Annotated in this window: 20 protein-coding genes; 8 read left to right on the plus strand and 12 right to left on the minus strand. The window is 72.2% G+C overall.

Going from position 1 to position 17,264, the window contains the following annotated elements; translation table 11 throughout:
- Window positions 1-116: 116 nt before the first annotated feature.
- From ACQUFX_RS32390 to ACQUFX_RS32420, 7 genes are all read left to right on the plus strand, one after another.
- The gene (locus tag ACQUFX_RS32390; RefSeq protein ID WP_428963914.1) at window positions 117-1,013 is read left to right on the plus strand and encodes a hypothetical protein; all 897 of its coding nucleotides are present in this window, start codon (window positions 117-119) and stop codon (window positions 1,011-1,013) included.
- Window positions 1,010-2,032 carry a heme/hemin ABC transporter substrate-binding protein gene (locus ACQUFX_RS32395; protein WP_428963915.1) on the plus strand — a complete coding sequence of 341 codons (1,023 nt, stop codon included), beginning with the start codon at window positions 1,010-1,012 and terminating at the stop codon, window positions 2,030-2,032. Before ACQUFX_RS32390 ends, ACQUFX_RS32395 begins: the two co-directional genes overlap by 4 nt.
- Window positions 2,029-3,177, plus strand: a complete 1,149-nt coding sequence (locus ACQUFX_RS32400) for a FecCD family ABC transporter permease (protein WP_428963916.1) — start codon at window positions 2,029-2,031, stop codon at window positions 3,175-3,177. Before ACQUFX_RS32395 ends, ACQUFX_RS32400 begins: the two co-directional genes overlap by 4 nt.
- Window positions 3,174-4,151 carry a heme ABC transporter ATP-binding protein gene (locus tag ACQUFX_RS32405; RefSeq protein WP_428963917.1) on the plus strand — a complete coding sequence of 326 codons (978 nt, stop codon included), beginning with the start codon at window positions 3,174-3,176 and terminating at the stop codon, window positions 4,149-4,151. Before ACQUFX_RS32400 ends, ACQUFX_RS32405 begins: the two co-directional genes overlap by 4 nt.
- Complete coding sequence (locus tag ACQUFX_RS32410; protein ID WP_428963918.1) at window positions 4,148-4,849, plus strand: biliverdin-producing heme oxygenase; 702 nt, start codon at window positions 4,148-4,150, stop codon at window positions 4,847-4,849. Before ACQUFX_RS32405 ends, ACQUFX_RS32410 begins: the two co-directional genes overlap by 4 nt.
- Window positions 4,846-5,154 carry a DUF2470 domain-containing protein gene (locus ACQUFX_RS32415; protein WP_428963919.1) on the plus strand — a complete coding sequence of 103 codons (309 nt, stop codon included), beginning with the start codon at window positions 4,846-4,848 and terminating at the stop codon, window positions 5,152-5,154. The genes ACQUFX_RS32410 and ACQUFX_RS32415 overlap by 4 nt, the downstream gene beginning before the upstream one ends.
- A gap of 118 nt (window positions 5,155-5,272) precedes the next feature.
- Window positions 5,273-5,776, plus strand: coding sequence for a DinB family protein (locus ACQUFX_RS32420; protein ID WP_428963920.1), 504 nt, complete (start codon window positions 5,273-5,275; stop codon window positions 5,774-5,776).
- Window positions 5,777-5,796: 20 nt separating this feature from the next.
- Here the strand turns inward: ACQUFX_RS32420 and ACQUFX_RS32425 are convergent, their stop codons facing one another.
- On the minus strand, window positions 5,797-6,915 hold the full coding sequence (locus tag ACQUFX_RS32425) for a helix-turn-helix domain-containing protein (protein ID WP_428963921.1): 1,119 nt from the start codon (window positions 6,913-6,915) through the stop codon (window positions 5,797-5,799).
- A gap of 186 nt (window positions 6,916-7,101) precedes the next feature.
- Here ACQUFX_RS32425 and ACQUFX_RS32430 point away from each other — a divergent pair, with 186 nt between their 5' ends.
- Entirely contained in the window at window positions 7,102-7,722 is a 621-nt protein-coding gene (locus ACQUFX_RS32430) for a hypothetical protein (RefSeq protein ID WP_428963922.1), read from the plus strand.
- A gap of 1,020 nt (window positions 7,723-8,742) precedes the next feature.
- On the opposite strand, the gene ACQUFX_RS32435 is transcribed toward ACQUFX_RS32430, so the two are convergent.
- From ACQUFX_RS32435 to ACQUFX_RS32485, 11 genes are all read right to left on the minus strand, one after another.
- Complete coding sequence (locus ACQUFX_RS32435) at window positions 8,743-10,302, minus strand: hypothetical protein (RefSeq protein WP_428963923.1); 1,560 nt, start codon at window positions 10,300-10,302, stop codon at window positions 8,743-8,745.
- Window positions 10,299-11,270, minus strand: coding sequence for a bifunctional DNA primase/polymerase (locus tag ACQUFX_RS32440; protein WP_428963924.1), 972 nt, complete (start codon window positions 11,268-11,270; stop codon window positions 10,299-10,301). The genes ACQUFX_RS32435 and ACQUFX_RS32440 overlap by 4 nt, the downstream gene beginning before the upstream one ends.
- A gap of 196 nt (window positions 11,271-11,466) precedes the next feature.
- On the minus strand, window positions 11,467-12,279 hold the full coding sequence (locus ACQUFX_RS32445; protein ID WP_428963925.1) for a phosphoadenosine phosphosulfate reductase: 813 nt from the start codon (window positions 12,277-12,279) through the stop codon (window positions 11,467-11,469).
- Entirely contained in the window at window positions 12,276-12,608 is a 333-nt protein-coding gene (locus tag ACQUFX_RS32450) for a hypothetical protein (RefSeq protein WP_428963926.1), read from the minus strand. Before ACQUFX_RS32450 ends, ACQUFX_RS32445 begins: the two co-directional genes overlap by 4 nt.
- The gene (locus tag ACQUFX_RS32455) at window positions 12,605-12,901 is read right to left on the minus strand and encodes a hypothetical protein (protein WP_428963927.1); all 297 of its coding nucleotides are present in this window, start codon (window positions 12,899-12,901) and stop codon (window positions 12,605-12,607) included. Before ACQUFX_RS32455 ends, ACQUFX_RS32450 begins: the two co-directional genes overlap by 4 nt.
- Window positions 12,898-13,185: a DUF4326 domain-containing protein gene (locus ACQUFX_RS32460; RefSeq protein ID WP_428963928.1), complete on the minus strand. Its 288-nt coding sequence runs from the start codon at window positions 13,183-13,185 to the stop codon at window positions 12,898-12,900. The genes ACQUFX_RS32455 and ACQUFX_RS32460 overlap by 4 nt, the downstream gene beginning before the upstream one ends.
- Window positions 13,182-13,421, minus strand: a complete 240-nt coding sequence (locus ACQUFX_RS32465) for a hypothetical protein (protein WP_428963929.1) — start codon at window positions 13,419-13,421, stop codon at window positions 13,182-13,184. The genes ACQUFX_RS32460 and ACQUFX_RS32465 overlap by 4 nt, the downstream gene beginning before the upstream one ends.
- A gap of 147 nt (window positions 13,422-13,568) precedes the next feature.
- Window positions 13,569-15,743 carry a P-loop NTPase family protein gene (locus ACQUFX_RS32470; RefSeq protein WP_428963930.1) on the minus strand — a complete coding sequence of 725 codons (2,175 nt, stop codon included), beginning with the start codon at window positions 15,741-15,743 and terminating at the stop codon, window positions 13,569-13,571.
- 89 nt (window positions 15,744-15,832) lie between these two features.
- Window positions 15,833-16,624 carry an ABC transporter permease gene (locus ACQUFX_RS32475; RefSeq protein WP_428963931.1) on the minus strand — a complete coding sequence of 264 codons (792 nt, stop codon included), beginning with the start codon at window positions 16,622-16,624 and terminating at the stop codon, window positions 15,833-15,835.
- On the minus strand, window positions 16,621-16,830 hold the full coding sequence (locus ACQUFX_RS32480) for a hypothetical protein (RefSeq protein WP_428963932.1): 210 nt from the start codon (window positions 16,828-16,830) through the stop codon (window positions 16,621-16,623). The genes ACQUFX_RS32475 and ACQUFX_RS32480 overlap by 4 nt, the downstream gene beginning before the upstream one ends.
- On the minus strand, window positions 16,827-17,072 hold the full coding sequence (locus tag ACQUFX_RS32485) for a DUF6284 family protein (RefSeq protein WP_428963933.1): 246 nt from the start codon (window positions 17,070-17,072) through the stop codon (window positions 16,827-16,829). The genes ACQUFX_RS32480 and ACQUFX_RS32485 overlap by 4 nt, the downstream gene beginning before the upstream one ends.
- Window positions 17,073-17,264 lie beyond the last annotated feature (192 nt).

A 17,264-nucleotide genomic window follows, 5' to 3' on the forward strand; every position in this document is an offset into this window, starting at 1 on the left:
GTAGAAGATCTTGATCCGAAGAACCCCTTGTGAACAGCAACTTCGTGATTTAGGTTAGGCAAACCTTAGCTACGGTCGGTGTGGTTGCCGGCCTGATCCGTCATGTGAGGAGCTCGATGCGAACACTGCGTCGCGCCGTCCTGCCCGCAACGCTGATCACCCTGAGTGTCTTCGTCGGTGCCGCACCGGCGCAGGCCGGCACCGCGCGCGGCCCCGAGGGGCAGCAGCTCACCGCCACGCCGAGCACCGGCGTGAGCCGGAGCGGGGCGACCGTCACCGTCTCCGGCCGGGGGTACGACACCGCCAAGGGCATCTACGTCGCGTTCTGTGTGGACAACGGGGCCGGCCAGGCACCGGGGCCGTGCGGGGGCGGGGCCGACATGAGCGGCAGCCTCGGCGCCTCGCACTGGATCTCGTCCAACCCGCCCGCCTACGGCGAGGGCCTGGCCGTGCCGTACGGGTCGGGCGGGACGTTCCGGGTCACCCTGAAGGTCGAGTCGACGATCGGCGACGACGTCGACTGCACCGTGCGCCGCTGCGTGGTGGCCAGCCGGGCCGACCACACCCGCTCCGCGGACCGCACCCAGGACGTCCGGGTGCCGGTGACCTTCGCCGCCGCGCCCGCCCCGAGCCGCCCCAGCACGGCCCCCACGACCACCGGCAGCAGCGGCAGCACCGGTGGCAGTGGCAGCACCGGCAGCACCGGCGGCGGCACGGCCCCCACGGGCGGTACCGGCACCACCGGTGGCGGGGCGACGACCGCCGTCGTACCGCCGGCCGCCGGGAGCGCCGCGCCCACCGCCGCCGGTACGCCGGGCGCCGTCCCCGCCGACCCGGGCGCCACCCCCGCCGGTGCGGCCGGCGGCCCCTCCGCCGAGGCGCAGGTCACCCGGGTCAGCGCCGCCTCCGACCTCGGGGTGCCCTGGTGGACGGTCGCGGTGGGGGCAGCCGTCCTGCTCGGGATGCTCCTGGTCGGACTGCGCCGCCGGCGTCGCCGGGGGCCGGCCCGGTGAACCGTCGCGCCCTCCTGCCCACGCTGCTCGTCCTGCTCGCCGGCACCGTGGTCGGCTGCGCCGAGTCGACCACCACCGCCCAGCCGGCGGCCACCTCCTCCTGTGGTCCGGTCACCGCCCGCCTCGGCGAGACCGACGTCGACCCGATCGACCCGGCACCGACCCCCGCCCTGCCGGTCACCGTCACCTCCGCCGACGGCGTGTCGACCACGGTCACCGACGCCAGCCGGATCCTGCCGGTGAACATGTACGGCTCGATCGCCGAGATCGTGTTCAGCCTCGGCCTCGGCGGCAACGTCGTCGGCCGGGACACCTCCACCACCTTCGCCGCCGCCGCGCACCTGCCCGTGGTCACCCCGGCCGGGCACGACCTCTCCGCCGAGGCGGTGCTCGACCTGAACCCGAGCGTGATCCTCGCCGACGACAGCATCGGCCCGCCGGAGGCGCTGAAGCAGTTGCGGAACTCCGGAATCCCGGTGGTGCTGGTCGACGCCGAGCAGACCCTGGCCGGCGTACCCGCGCACATCCGCGCGGTGGCCGCCGCGCTCGGCGTCGCCCCGGCCGGCGAGCAGCTCGTCACCCGGGTCGAGGGCGAGATCGCCGATGCGACGCGCGGCGTACCCGATGGTGAGGCCCCCCGGATCGCCTTCCTCTACCTGCGCGGCACCGCCGGGGTGTACCTGATCGGTGGCGAGGGCGCCGGCAGCGACGCGATGATCGAGGCGGCCGGCGGGGTGGACGCCGGCACCGCGATCGGGCTGGCGAAGTTCCGCCCGTTGACCAGCGAGGGGCTGATCAACGCGGCCCCGGACGTGATCCTGGTGATGAGCAGCGGACTCGCCTCCGTCGGCGGGGTCGACGGGCTGCTGAAGCTCCCCGGCGTCGGGCAGACCCCGGCCGGCGAGGCCCGCCGGATCGTCGACATGGACGACGGCGTCCTGCTCACCTTCGGCACCCGCTCCGGCCGGGTCGTGCAGGCCCTGGCCCGCGCCGTGCACGCCTGCGGAGCGACGTCGTGACCAAGGTGGACGTCCGCCCCGGCACCACCGGCGGGCCGCGCCCGGAGCCCGACCGGCCGCGCAAGGGCGACGACCGGCGGGGTCGGCGTGGCCGGCTGCCGGCCACCGGCGGGAACCGGCGCGGCCGGCTGCTGGTCGTCGGGCTCGGCGTCGCCCTGGTCGTGGTCGGCCTGGTCGCCGCCGGTCGGGGGCAGGTGCAGATCTCGCCGGCCGAGGTGCTCGGCTCGGTGCTGCACCGGCTCGGCCTGGAGGTGGGCAGCCTGCCGGCCGCCCCGCAGGGCGAGAACGCGCTCTGGATCGTCCGGTTCCCCCGGGTGGTCCTCGCCGCCGTGGTCGGCGCCGCGCTCGGCTGCGCCGGGGCGGTCATGCAGGGCGTCTTCGGTAACCCGCTGGCCGAGCCGGGCGTCATCGGCGTCTCCGCCGGGGCGGCCGTCGGCGCCGCGCTCGCCCTCGTCACCGGCGTCACCGTCCTCGGTGCCTGGACCGTCCCCGCCGCCGCCTTCGCCGGCGGGCTCGCCACCACGTACCTGGTCTACCTGCTGTCCCGCTCCGGCGGCCGGACCGAGGTGGTGACCCTGGTGCTCACCGGCGTCGCGGTCAACGCCGTGGCCGGGGCGGCGATCGGGCTGCTGATGTTCGTCGCCGACGAGTCCGGCGTGCAGGCCATCGCCTTCTGGAACCTGGGCAGCCTGGCCCAGGCGAGCTGGTCGGCGGTCACCCTGGCCGCGCCCTGCCTGGCGGTCGGCCTGGCCGTCGCCCTGCTCGACGCCCGCCGGCTCGACCTGCTCGCCCTCGGCGAACGCTCGGCCCGGCACCTCGGCGTCGACGTGGAACGGCTCCGACTGCGGATGATCGTGGTCACCGCGCTGCTCGGCGCCGCCGCCGTCGCCTTCACCGGCATCATCAGCTTCGTCGGCCTGGTGGTGCCGCACCTGGTCCGGATGGTCGCCGGCCCCGGACACCGGGTGCTCCTGCCGGCCAGCGCGCTCGGCGGCGCGATCGTGGTGGTCGTCGCCGACCTCGCCGCCCGTACCCTCGTCGAGCACCAGGAACTTCCGCTCGGGGTGCTCACGGCGGTGGTCGGCGGGCCGGCGTTCTTCTGGCTGCTGCGCCGGACCCGGGACCGGGCCGGAGGCTGGCGATGAGCCGGGCCGGCAGCGGCCGGCGGCTGCGCCTGCTCGGCCGGCGACCGGCGACCCGGGTGTCGGCTCCGGCCCCGCCGGGTACCACCCGGATCGAGGTCACCGGGCTGCGGGTGGAACGCTCCGGCCGGCCCGTGCTCGACGGGGTCGACCTGCGGGTCCGCTCCGGCGAGGTGCACGCCCTGGTCGGGCCGAACGGGGCCGGCAAGTCGACCCTGCTGGCCGCGGTCAGCGGCGACCTGCCGGTCGCGGGCGGCACCGTCGAGGTCGACGGCCGGCCGCAGGGGGAGTGGTCGGCGGTGGAGTTGGCGATGCGCCGGGCCGTGCTGACCCAGCGGAGCACCCTGAGCTTCCCGTTCAGCGTCGAGGAGGTGGTCCGGATGGGGCGGGCACCCTGGGCCGGCCGCCCCGAGGAGGCGCAGGACGACAGCATCGTCGCCGAGACCATGCAGCGGTGCGACATCGCCCGCTTCGCCGACCGGCCGTACCCGTCCCTCTCCGGCGGCGAGCAGGCCCGCGCGGCGCTGGCCCGGGTGCTCGCCCAGCGGGCCAGCGTGCTCCTGCTCGACGAGCCGACCGCCGCGCTCGACCTGCACCACCAGGAACTCGTCATGCGGATCGCCCGGGACCGCGCCACCGCCGGGGACGCCGTGGTGGTGGTGCTGCACGACCTGGCCCTGGCCGGGGCGTACGCGGACCTGGTCACCCTGCTCGGCGACGGCCGGGTCCGGGCCGCCGGCCCGCCCGACACGGTGCTCACCGCGCCCCTGCTCAGCGAGGTGTACCGGCACGACATCGAGGTCGTCGCCCACCCGCGTACCCACCTGCCCCTGGTGGTGCCGCGCCGCGAGCGGCACCACCCCGACCGACCCGACCCCCGTGATCCGTTCGACAGCCGTGATCCGTCCGACCGTCGCGACGGGCATCCTGGAACCGTGCCGCCGGCCGACCCCCTCGCCACCCTGGAGAAGACATGAGTACGACCAGCGTCCCGTTCTCGGCGCGGGTGCGCGCCGCCAGCGCGGGTGCCCACGAGGCCGCCGAGTCCCAGCGGTACGTCTCCGCCCTCGTCGCCGGGGACCTCGACCTGGCCGGGTACACCGACCTGGTGGTCCAGCACCGCGCCATCTACGCCGCCCTGGAGTCCGCCGGTGACCACCTGCGCGACGACCCGCTGGCCGGTCCCTTCGTCGACGAGGCGCTGATCCGGCTGCCCGCCCTGGAAGCCGACCTGGAGCACCTGGTCGGCGCGGACTGGGCCGAGCGGACCACCCCGACCCCGGCCACCGTCGCCTACGTCGAGCGGATCCGCGAGGTCTGTGTCGACTCGCCGGAGCGCTTCATCGCGCACCACTACACCCGGTACCTCGGCGACCTCTCCGGTGGTCTCCACATCGGACGATCGGTGGCCCGGAACTACGGCCTGGCCGACGATTCCGGGGTAGCGTTCTACCAGTTCGACCAGATCCCCCGGCCGAAGGCGTACAAGGACGCCTACCGGGCCCGGTTGGACGCGCTGCCGCTCAGCGAGGCGGCGGCGACCGCCCTGCTGGAGGAGGTGCTCGTGGCGTACCGGCACAACACGGCGGTCTTCGCCGACCTGGCCCGACACGTACCGGCCGACCCGCCCGCCGCCGCTGCGGCGCCGAGCCCCGGGACGGAGACGGCGGCGTGAGCGGCGAGCCGTTCGGCCCGGACGTGGTCGCGGCGGTCAGCCGGCACATGAACGACGACCACGCCGCGGACACCCTGCTGATCTGCCGCACCCTCGGTGGCTGCCCGGCGGCGACCCGGGCCCGCACCACCGGCCTGGACGCCGACGGGATGGACTTCGCGGTCACCGTGGACGACATCGAGGTGCCCGTCCGGGTCCCGTTCGCCCACCGGCTCACCGAGCGCGCCGAGATCCGCCGCGAGGTGGTCCGGATGTACCGGGAAGCCTGCGAGCAGCTCGGCATCGAGCCCCGCGAGGCCGGCTGACCGTCCGTCCGGGAACGGCGACGTCCTTCATCGAGGACCGTCGCCGTCCCGGCCGGGGACCCGCGGGGTACCCTCGGCGGGCACGGTTCACCCCGGCAGGCAGGAGCAGGGCAGCACGATGGACCTCTTCACCGGTGACCCGCACCCCCTGCTCATGTCGGACGAGCGCAGCCAGGTGACGGCCTTCGTCGACACCCACCGTCGGCTGATCGGCCAGTGTCTCGACGGCCTCACCGAGGCCGAGGCCCGGCGGCGCTTGGTCCCCTCCGAGACGACGCTGCTCGGCCTGGTCAAGCACGCCACCTATGTGGAGCACGTCTGGTTCAACGAGGCGGTCACCGGCACCCCGCGCGTGCAGCTCGGGCTGCCGGCCCGCGCGGGTGACTCCTTCGTCCTCGACGACGCCGACACGATCGCCTCCGTCCGCGACGCCCACCGCGAGGCCTGCGCGGCGTCGATGCGGGCGCTGTCCCGGCTGTCCCTCGACGACGTGGTCACCGGCCACCGGATGGGCCCGATGACGGTCCGCTGGATCCTCCTGCACGTCCTGCGGGAACTCGCCCACCACTGCGGGCACGCCGACATCCTCCGCGAACAGATCCTCGCCGCCCGCCAGGGCTGAGCGGGGCCCGCCGCAGTCGCTCAGCTCCGGGTCACCGCGCGCAGGCCGGCCTCGGCCCGGTCGACCAGGGCCCGGGTACGGGTCGCCCGACCGATGCCCAGCGCCTGGGCGTAGGCGTCCCGCGCCGGGTCCGCCTCGCCGACCTCGGTCAGCGCGGCGGCCAGGTGCAGCAGGTACGGCCCGGTCCACGCGGCCCCGACCGCCTCCGGCGGGAGCCCGTCGAGCCCGGCCCGCAACCGGTCGACGGCGGACCCGTTGCGGCCCAGCAACCGGTACGCGAGGCCGGTCTGCATGGTCAGGTACGCCGGGCAGTGGAAGTAGATCCAGTCCGGTTCGCGGCCGGGGTCCGCGCGTGCCGCGTCGAGCAGGTCGGCCGCGTGGTTGAGCAACCCGACGGTGGCCGTGGCCCGTCCGGCGAGCGCGTACCCCCGGGCCTGCTGTTGGGCGGCGATCGCCCGCACGCCGGGACTGGCCGGCTGACGCCGGGCGGCGGCCGAGAGGTCGATGAGCGGTCCGACGCGCCGGGCCGACCAGGCCAGGTGGCCGCGCATGCTGAGCACCGTCGCGATCATGTCGGCGTTGCCCGCTTCGGTTCCCCAGTCCGAGGCGGCGGCGTACCAGTGGGCGGCGAGCGCCGACCGGCCGTCCGCCGCGTGCAGCCACCCGCCGAACTGCGCCCACTGCGCCGCCACGTCGAGTAGCCCCGGACGCAGGGCCCCGGTCGCCTCGACGGTCAACGCGGTCACCAGGTCGAGCTGGGAGCGGACCGCCGGCAGCAACGCCGCCGCACCGAGCGAGTCCTCCAGACGCCGGTGGGCGGCGAGCAGGGCGGCCAGGGCCCGCACGGTGGCGGCGTCGGTCCGGCGGGGATGCCGTGCCGCGTACGCGATCCGCTCGTCACCGGCGGGAACGACGGTGACCAGGGCGGCGAGCGCGCCCCCGGCATCGAGCGCGGCGTCGAGGCGGGCCGCCACGTCGGCCGCCGGTCGGGTACGCCCGCTCTCCAGTTGGTGCAGCAGGCTCTTCCCGTGATGGACGATTCCGGCGAGCCGCCGCAGGGACAGGCCGGCCAGTTCCCGCCGACGCCGAAGCTCCCCGGGGAAACGGGGGTCGAAGACGGTCCGGTCGCGTGCCGACATGCGCGGGCTCCCCATGGTGGACGCACCCCTTCCGTAGCTCATCGTACGGCCACGGTGACCCCTGGTGCCGTCGTGGCGTGCGCGGAATCTGCGGCTTCGCACGCCGCCCCCGGCTGATCGGCTCCCGCCTTGGCGGGCGGTGCTACGTTCGCGCCGACGGCCGTCCGCAGCAGGCAGGAGTCCCGCGTGGAGAAGAGGTACCTCGCCCTGCTGGCCGCCGTCGTGGTGGCGGCCGGCCTCGCCGTCGTCGGCACCATCGGCGGCGAGTACCTGGCCGACCGCACCGCGTCCCGGTCCACCGGGCCCACCGGCGGGGTCACCAGCGACGCCCAGCGCACCTCCACCGGCTCCGGGGAGAGCGACCCCGCGCCGCCGCCGTCACCCGGGACCGCAACGCCGCCGTCACCCGAGCCCGCCGGGGACGAGCCCACCGACCGGACGTACCGGATCGACCGGTTGCTGTACGAGCAGGGGCCGCTGACCGTCACCCTGGTCAGCGCCGAGGCCACCGACGGTCGGCTGCGGTTGAACCTGGTCTACCGCAACGGCTCGGCGACGCCGTGGCCGGTGAGCTGCCCCACCGCCGAGGTCGACCTGGTCTCGTCGAAGATCGAGCTGGCGGACGGCCGGACGGTGCGCCCCGAGACGTCCTGGTGCGCCACCACCCGGGCGGGCGAGTCGTTCTCCATCGCGGCAGGCCGGGCGGTGGACACCTGGGCCGTCTACCCGGCGGTTCCGGCGACCGGCCAACCCTTCGCGCTGACCTGGTACGACTTTCCCACCGCCGAGGACATCCGGCTGCGCTGACCGGTCGCGGCAAGACGCTGCGGTGCGCCCGGCAGGATTCGAACCTGCGGCCTTGGGATTAGAAGTGGCGTTCGCGTCTTGATCTCTGGTTTCCCTGGTTGCCTCTAGCTGCCACTTGACCTTCTCCGGTCGACTCAACTTGCTCCTGAGAACTGCATTTCGCACCACGAATAGCTCCACGTCTGATCGACGCAAGGGGCGGAGCCGTCTGGCCTAGCGGCGGCGGCCGAGCGTGGGGAGCCCGCCCCGCACAGTGCGAAGCGAGACGCCTCGGTCGCGGACGCGGTCTCTCCGGTCGGCCGCTTCCGAGCGCGCTGCTTCTGATGCGCTCTGCATTCGGACCTCGGCTCGCTCCGGGAAGTAGCGCTCAATCTGGGCGCGCAGCTTGCGGCGGTCCTTGAGCGCCTTTTCCTTTTCCCGCTCGGCCACAGCGATTTGTCCGCACTCTGTGCAGGGAGTCGTGCCGCGAACGAGGTTCCCCTTGTGTAACTCGGCTGCGGTCACATCTGCCCCGCAGAAGGCTGACGGTTGTGTAGCGGACCCTGCTGCGGGGAGATGGCGGTGTGCTATCCGGGTGTGTCGGGGGAATGTGCCGGGAGGTAGATCCACAATGGCCCACACGGGGCGTTGTCTGCCCATAGCGAGACGGTAAGAGCTTGTGTGATCACCTACAGCTAGCCAATCGGGCACTCTGTGGTGGACCTGCCTAGGTGGCGGCCCTCCTGTCGCCCGACGCGCAGCGGCAGTGGGCGGTGGCTGCCCTCGGTGTGGGGTGGGCTGAACCATCTCCGCATCTCCGCATCTCCGCAAAGGTGGCTGTGAGCTGCGGGAACAGTTGCGGAGATTGGTGGCCGGTGGTGGTGGCCATCTCCGCAGACTCCGGTGATCTCCGCAAGATCGTGCGGAGATGCGGAGATCGGATCTGCTGGATCGGTTTGATCTCCGCAGGGTGTTCCTGCTGGTGGTAGCGGGTTTGTGCGGCGTTGCGGAGATGCGGAGTTGGTTCAGCGGGTTGTTGGGTCATCCGTTGTGGTGTTCGACCCAGAAGACGGCGCGGTCGCCTCGGTCGTTGCGGCCGGCGCGGATGACGTGGTCTCCGCGCCAGCGTCCGGCTTGTCCGGTGAGCATGCGGCCGAGTTGCAGCGGGTTGGGTAGGCGGCCGTTGTGGGTGGTGATGAACTGCCCATCCCATGGGTCGTGCACATCGCTGCCGAGCTGCATGGGCTCGGCGTCGCGGCGCAGGTCGGCTGCGGTGATCGCTCGGCCGCCGTGGCGGTCGTGCCAGGTGGTGAGGAACGCGCGCCAGCGCGTTTCGTCTTCGTCGATCTCTCGGATGTCGGCGGCGTTGGTGAGGAATCCGTCGATGCCGTGGTGAGCCAGGAAGCCGCCGAGGGCTTGCGCCCACGGCGTGAACTGCCGCATCGACAGCCCGGAAACCTTGGGTGCGCCCTGTCGGGTCCAGTCGAGCACCAGCACGAGCAGGTGCCACAGCACGGTGAGTTGATTCGCCGGAACGGTGATCCACTGGTCAAGGTGCGGGATGCCGAACCCGGATTGGTCGCGCAGTTCCGGGCGGGGCATGTCGGGGTCGAGATGCACCCGCACGGTGCGGGAGGCCATGTCTCCGCCGACTTGGAGGTTGTTGCCGGTGGCCATCCAGAGTCGGTCGTTGACGGTGGCGATGTTGCGGGACGCGCCCAACTGTCGGTCGGACCAGACGCCGTTGGTGACGAGTTGGGCGAGGACAGCGGAGTCGATGACGGTGCCTTCGGCGAGGTTGTCCCAGATGACCACGCCGACCTGTTCGGCCATGACGGCAGTGATCGATTTGCGGAGTTCTTCGTCGGAGTATGCCCAGTTCATGACGCGCTGCCCGTAGAGCATTCCCGGCCCGGCAGTCAGGATCGTCTTACCGCTGGACGGCATGGTGGCGTCGATCAGCGCGAATGGGGTCAGGCTGCGGGTGAAGTGCCGCAGGATCGGCGTGGCCAACAGCGCGATGTAGTTGGCCCGGTCCGCTGCTGACGCCCACGGGAAGTCACGGAGGAAGCGGCCGAGCAGGAATCGGCGTGCCTCGGCTACCTGTTCGGGGGTGGGTTCGTCCGGGACCGGGGGTAGGGAGACTTTGGAGGCGAGGTAGAGGCCGGTGGCCTTGTCGTAGCCGGGTTGCTGCAACAGGGTGCCGTCACGACGCAGCACGGGTGCGCCGATGATCCCGCGTAGCGGCGGCACACCCGGCCACGTCTTACCGGCCAGCACCGAGGCGAGGGTGTCACGGGGCGGGGTCACTTCCTCTTCGAATACCTCCGGATTACCGGTGTCGCTTCGGCGGGTCTTGAGTCGGTAGACGTAGGCGTGTTCGGCCAGCAGCCCGGCCAGGCCGGCGGGGGCGACGACGCTGGCGGACACCGGTAGTGGAGAGTCTTCGTCGGCGGCGGTGGCGAGTTCGCCGGAGACGGCTTCCATGTGTACGAGCTGCCCGGCGGAGACGTAGGTGTCGGGTAGTAGGCCGTTGGTGAGGGCGGTTTTGAGGACGCGGATGGTTTCCGGGCCGGTGCCGATCTGCAACCGTTCGCTCATGCTGCCCTCCCGATGCTGGTCAGGTGACGTGGTTGGCGTGCGCCGACGCGCAGCCCGGACGCGATGGTGCGGGCGATCTCCCCGTGGCGTAGCCCGGTGGACAGGGCTGCGGGTTCTAGGACGGCGTATACGTCGTCTTCGGTGAGTGCGCCCCCGGCGGCGAGTTGTCCGAGGGCCACCGCCGAGGCGAACAGGGCGTCATTGCGTCCGCCCTCGGTGGCGGAGGTCAGGTGGTCGACCTGGCGGCGGATCGCGGCGGCGAGGTATCGGCCACGTCGGTCCGGCGGCAGCGCCACCGCAACAGGCCGATGCGCGGGTCGTGGTGGCGGGGTGAGGAGTCCGGCCAGCCATGCGGGCAGCGGCGCTGGGTCGCAGTTCAGCGCTACCGCGTACGCGCGCCCGGCGACGGTCGACCCGGCGGCGACCACATAACCGCCGTGAGCGCGGGTGTCGACCTTCCACCCGAGTCCGCCCCGGTCGCCGTTGGTGTTGCGAAGTTGCGGGCCGTGGTCGGGGTGGTGGTAGTAGAGGTGGCTGCCGCCTCGGCCGGTGGTGACGGTGTAGGTCGGATCGATGGTGCCGGCGTGCCGGTCGGCCAGCGCGCCGAGCACGTCCACACCATCACGCACTCCGGTCCACTCTGTCGTCGGGGTGTCGTCGGGGTGCTTGGGCACGTCCAGGTCGACCACGACCAGACCGGACGGGCCGCAGGCGATGCCGATGCCGTAAGGGCGGATGGTCCAGGCGCGGCGGATGCGGTCCGGGTCGGTGGTGGCGCGCTGTTCCCACCCCACATGCCCGGCCGAGCCGCAGCGGGGGTCGCGGCCGGTGCAGTCATCGGCGGTGTGGTCGGGGAACGCGGGACGCTTGTCGTCGGGCCGTAGCGGGAAGACGTGCCAGCCGCGCGCCGCGTGCGACAGGGCGGCAGTCAGGAGATCGGGTGTAGGCACAGGGTGCCTCCCTTCCATCGAACAGACAGGGTCGGGGCCGGTGTGTCGGCGGGGCATGGGTGTGGATTCGGGTTCGGGGCGGCCTGCCAGGGCGGCCGGGGTGTGCGCCGGGCAGCGTGGCCCTAGCAGGAACGGGCGCACACCCTCGGCCGCGCCGCAGGTGCGGGCCGCCGGGCCGATCCAGTGCTGGCAGGCCGGGGCGGTCATGGCCTTGCTAGGTGAAGCAGGCGCCGTTGTCACACAGCGCGTCGTCGGTGTCGAAGCCGGGCAGCATGTCCTGTGCGATACCGACCGCGTCGGCTAGGGGCCGGTTGAAGCGGGTCAGCCATACCGGGTCTTTGCCGAGCGTGGTGCGCCGCTGGTTGAGCAGGGCTTCCAGGTCACATGCCCGCTGAAACAGCTCGGGTCGGTCGCGGCGCGTCTCGGCCCATGTCGCGGGCCGTCGGAATGGGCAGAACCAACATGCGCTCTTCGGCGGGACTGGTAGGCCGGCGGCGGCGATGATGCGGGCGCAGTCGTGGCGGCGCAGCGGCGGTGTGTGGTCGAGCAGCGGATACACGGGCCGTTCGTACGGCTCGGCGCGACGGTTGTTGACCCGCTCGATCTCATCGAGGCTGATACCGACGCCGACCGTGGCCGGGTTGTCGGCGGTCGCGCCGGTAGCCTTGAGGTGCCGGCCGATGACCTTGATTTTGAAATCGGCCGTGCACGATCGGGTGCCGGGTGCGCCGTTGGACATGCGCACCGGGATCGGCAGCGACCGGCCACCGGATTTTGTCAATCTGCCGTACAGCGTCTCGCGGGTGCCGTCGCGGCGCTGGCGGTGCAGCTCGATGAGCTGGATGCCGTGCAGCGCCGCGTACGGCTTGGCGTACCGCTCTAGGTAGGCGAGGGTGGCCGGGTCTTCGGAGTCGTCACCAACGTTGGCGAAGAGGAACACGCCGAAGTCGATGCGACCTTGTGCGGCGAGGACCAGGGCTGCGGTGGACTGCACCCCACCGCCGTAGGAGAACACCCGCAAACTCATCGGCCAGCCTCCTGCGATGGGAAGCAGGTCGGGCAGGCCAGGGCGCCGAGGTGGTCGACCCACCCGGCGGTGTACTCGGCCCAACCGCGGCCGGCGTGCGGGTCGTCGGGCTCGGGGTCGGGCTGGCAGGCCGGGGTGGTAACCCAGTGCCGGTCGGCAGTGAGCATCAGCCGCGCGCCGTTGCTCGGGTTGCCCTCGGCGTCGGTCTGGCCGATGACGTTTCGGGAGGGGCAGTGCGCCAGTGCGTCCGGGGTGAGTCGGACGGGTGCGCAGACGATCAGGTAGCCGCGCTGAGAGTTGGTGAACCGGAGTGCGGTCGTGGTGGTCATCGGGTGGCCTTTCTCGGGCGGGGCCGGGCGGCGATGGCGGCGCGGGTGACGGTGTGCCGCAGGTCGGCGAGCAGACCGGCCAACTGGCGGCGCGCGGCCGACTCGCCGGGAGCGAGCGCGACGCGGACGCGCACCTCGGCGTGGTCGCGGCCGGCGGCGGTGCGGACCCGTACGAGGACGGCGCGGGCATGGCCGGACAGGTCGACCACGATTTCCGGGGAGCGGTGTTCGCCGAGGCCGCAGCGGTGGTCCCGTCCGCACCACGGCGTGTGGTCGACGGCGCGGGCGGTCATCGGGGCACCTCGTTGGCGATGCGTAGCAGTTCGTCGGCGTGGCAGGGCTGGTCGAGCGGGCACCAGCAGGCCAGGGTCTTGCCGGCCAGCTCGACGCGGGCAGCCGCCGCGTACTCGGGGCGCTCGGCGACCCACCGCCGGAACCTCTCGATCGCTTCGGCGCGGCCTTCACGCGTGCTGTGGCCGAAGGGGTTGCCCCAGCGGGTGGGACGGCCGACGTAGACGACACCGGGGGGCATCCGCCACCCGGCGGTGCGGCGGCGCTGGATACGGCCGGCGGTCATCGGTGACCGTCGCGGTACTCGGCGCGGATGTGGTCGATGAGGCGGCGGCCGACGCGGACGCGGATGCCGGTGCCGTCGCAACGGGGGCAGTCGCGGCGGGTGCCGATGGTGGTGCGGTGGTAACGGGCACCTCGGCAGCGGCGGCAGCGCCTCCACGGCGAGACGGCGCAGACGGTCAAGTAGCACGCTGTGTAACCGAGGATGATGAGGCTAGCGAGCAGCAGGATGGTCGTCACGAAATGCCTCCACGAGCCGGAATCAGGGTGCAGAGGGCTTGCGCCGCTAGGAACTAGGGCGCTGGCCAGGTATCGAATGGGTTGCTAGCGGGGGTGCTAGGTCTAGCGGGGGCTGCCGCTAGACCTAGCGACCCACGGCTGTCCGGGTTAGGCGGCTTTGTCTCCCCGCCGCTTGTTACGCTCCGCCACCGCGTCGGTGATGTCGGTCCGGTCGATGCCGCGCCGGTTGGCGCCCTTGCCGGTGGCGGGGTCGGTGCCCCACACCTGCCCGGTGGTGATGCCGTAGGGCCTGAGAGCGGCGGTCAACTGGTCGCGGGTGAGGTCGCCGTACGCCTCGGGGTTCAGCTCGGCCAGGCGCTCGGTGAGGGTCTCGGCCCACACCTTCGCCTCGGTCGCCGGGACCACGGTGAGGATGTCGTCCAGCAACGTGTCCCGGCGGGCAGCCGGGGTCGGCGCAACCTGCCCGATGGCATGCCCGGTCAGCGTCCCGGCCGCTTCCCGCAGGGCGCGTGCCCGGTCGGTGATCTTCTCGGCGGTCGGGCCATCGACGTAGAAGGTGCGGACGATCTGCGCGTCGTCGGCCGCGCCGACGAGGTAGCCGACGCCCTTGTCCTTCTTGGCGAACATGGTCGCCCGGATGCCGTTCTTATACGCGGAGGTGCCGAGGATCATGTCGTTCTCGATCTGGCCCATGACCCGCAGGCAGAACCGCGTCCCCGCGTTCGCGCTGACCCCGGTGGGCAGGCTCTTGGCGTCCGGCCGCTGCGTGGCCACGATCAGGATCACGCCCAGGGCGCGGCCGAGCTTGATGACCTTCTCGGCCAGTTCCCCGGCTTCCTTGCCGAACTCCGCGTGCGAGAACAGCTCTTGCACTTCATCGAGGGCGACCACGAGCCAGTGCAAGCCCAACTTCTTGCGGCGGGCGAGTTCCGGGGTGACCTTGTTGTCCGGGCAGACCGCTTTGGGGAGTCCCTTGATGACGGCGGCGCGGCGCTGGCATTCCTTGCGCAGCTCCCGCAACGCCACCAGGCCCTGCTCGGCGGTGTCGTCGTCCTGCCCCGACGCATACCGGGCGGACACCTTCTCCAGCGGGTCGAGGCCGCCAGTTCCCTTGAAGTCGAAGCACCACAACTCCGCGTACGGATCCAGCGCGGCAGCCAACACCGGAACCTGCGTCGCGGCGGTCTTGCCGTAGCCAGGGATCGAGCCGATCAGCAGGTTGGTGTAGGGCAGGTCGATGGAGATGACCCGGCCGCGCGGGTCGGTGCCGAACGGCACCGGCCGCCCCAGGTCGAAACCGCCCGTGGTCTTGAGCAGTGGCCACGGCTTCGCGGGGGTGGCGGCCATGTCCTGATCGCCCACCCACAGCAGCAGCCGGCCGGGGTGCACCTCGGGCTGCCCTTCCGGCCAGACACAGCCGAGAGGGCGGGTGAGACCGGCGGCGAGCCGATCACGCCGTTCGATCACGTCCCCTGCGGTGACGCCGGGCGGTAGGTCGATGTCGGCCCGCCAACCGGGGCCGTCGCGGGTGATCGGCGCGGTGAACGCAATCGCCTTGCTGCCCTGCTTGGCGATGGCCTGGCTGATACCGGAGATCCCGAGCACGGCCAGCGCCCGCACCACCACATCGGAGGTCAGGCGGGCCACGCGGGGGACGACCACGGCGGTGTCGAGCAGCGGCTTATCGGCCGGCTGCCCGGCCAGCCCGCACAGGGTCACGAGCAGGGCGGGAACGGCCCATTGCGCCCACGTCGGTGCCCATGCCATTGCCAGGCCGCCGGTGAGGGAGATGGCGAGGGTGAAGGTGGCGACGATGCCCCGCCACCGCACCCGCCGGTCACGCTGCCGCGACAACTTCAGATACAGCTCACCATCGCGGGTCTGCGACGTGGCCTGCCGCAGCTGCTCACCCTCCCAGTCAAACACCCACCGGGTCGCACCGGATGCGAGTCGCCATGCCCCGGCGGGGGCGCGCAGTGGGAGCTTGCCGACGTACTTCGGCAGACGGGTGAGGTGGTAGGCGGTGGTGTGCAGCAGGTGCCCGACCGCCCACCGCATCATGTCGACCAGCTCGGCGCGCGACCGCAGCCAGGCGGGCAGGATCGGGCGACGCTGACCGGTACGCACGGCGTCGAGGGTGAACCGCGGTGAGCGCTGCGCGGCCGGGGAGTCGACCAGCAGCGCCCCACCGTCGTCGTCGGGGTCGGTGTTGCGGGCGGCGCGGGCGGCGTCGAGGTCGACCACCTCCGCATCCGGACTGTCGGTGAGGTCGCGCTCGGCAGCGTGCCAGTCGATACGGTCGTCATCGTGGGGGGACGTCATGATGGGAGTTCCTCCAACGGTCGTCAGATCGGTAGGGGGCCGGCGGCACAGCGGGTTTCCTAGGCCGTGAGCTGTGCCGCCGGGCGTAACTAGTCGTGCGAACGGACCAGGTGCGCCAGAGCGGCACCCATCCCGAGGACCGCCACCGGGAGACAGGCGACGGCGGTGGTGATCCACCACGGGGCCGAGGTCACCCCGGCCGCTTCCAACAGGTGGTAGGCGACCTGGCCGAGCGCGCCGACCAACAGCGACGCGATGGCCGACCACTTCGCGAACCGGCGCGCCCGCTCCGGTACCCGGCCGGACAGCCACACGTAGAGGGCGTACGCGCCGTACGTCTCCACCCCGATCGGCAGGGTGATGGCCGAGTTGATGGAGAAGCTGTCCCAGATCCCCGGCAACGGGTGAACCACCCCGAACCCGGTGAGTCCGCCGAGTCCGACCCACCCGGACCAGATCGCCACGAACGCGGGCAAGGCCAGCAGCACCACCGGCCACACCACCGCCCGCCCGCTGTCCGCCGAGTCGACCGGGACCGCCTCCGTCGTGATGTTGGTGCCCAGGTCTGCGACGGGTGCTACCTGCCCCGACACGACCGGCGGCACGTCGTCGGCGACCGGCGGCAAATCCGCCACCGGGGCCGGGTCGGCGATCGGGTCCGGGGTGGTGTCGGCCGGGTCCGAGGTGGGCTCGGTGGCCGGTGGGGTGGCGGTGCGGGTAAGGGCGGCGAGGATCGCGTCCGCTTTCGGGCCGCCCACCCGCAGCTCCTTCTTGATGCGGTTACGCGACGGGATCTCACCCAGCCGGTCGGCAAGGTCGCGGGCGGCGGGGATCAGGTCTTCGACCGGCCGGGGAAAGGCCGACAGCGTGGGAGCGGTCATGACAGGTGTCCCTCCGAAACGTCAGTGCCGTAGATGAGCGAGAACAGGACTTGTTGCAGGGCCAGCAGATCCACACCGCACCCGTCGTAGGACTCGGCTATCGACGGATAGCCGTGCTCAGCGAGCACCTGAGCCACATCCAGCACCAGCCCCAACGTGAAACGGGAGTCAGCGGCAGGGCGGGGCAGGGGGTAGCGGCGGCTCACGCGGCCCTACCTCCCAGTTCGGGCTTGGCAGCCAGCAACGCGCGGGCTTCCCGCAGCACCCGTCGCTGTGCCCGGCGCAACCGCTGCCAGTCCAAGTCGGTCGGATTGCCGCTACTGGTCAAGACAGTGATCTGGGCGTCGAGCAGCAGCACCTCGGCGTCGATCAGCGGCATCTCCCGCTCGATCTCGGCCAACTCGGTCGTGCTCGGCTCGGACCTGGGGAAGTCGTCGGAACTGGTCACCTTGTGTCCTTCCAGTCTCGGATCGCATCGGATGATGCGCTTCTTTGTTGCGCAACACGGTATCGATACGCGGGTCTGTTGCGCAAGGGAGTAGCGGTATGTTGGTGCGATGAGCGACGCGCGAGATGTGCTCTCAGCAGCTACGAAGCGGTATCAGCGGACCGAGGCGGCACATGAGGCTGCGCGTGAGAC

This window comes from Micromonospora fluostatini (assembly GCF_050410825.1).
GTDB lineage: Bacteria > Actinomycetota > Actinomycetes > Mycobacteriales > Micromonosporaceae > Micromonospora > Micromonospora rosaria.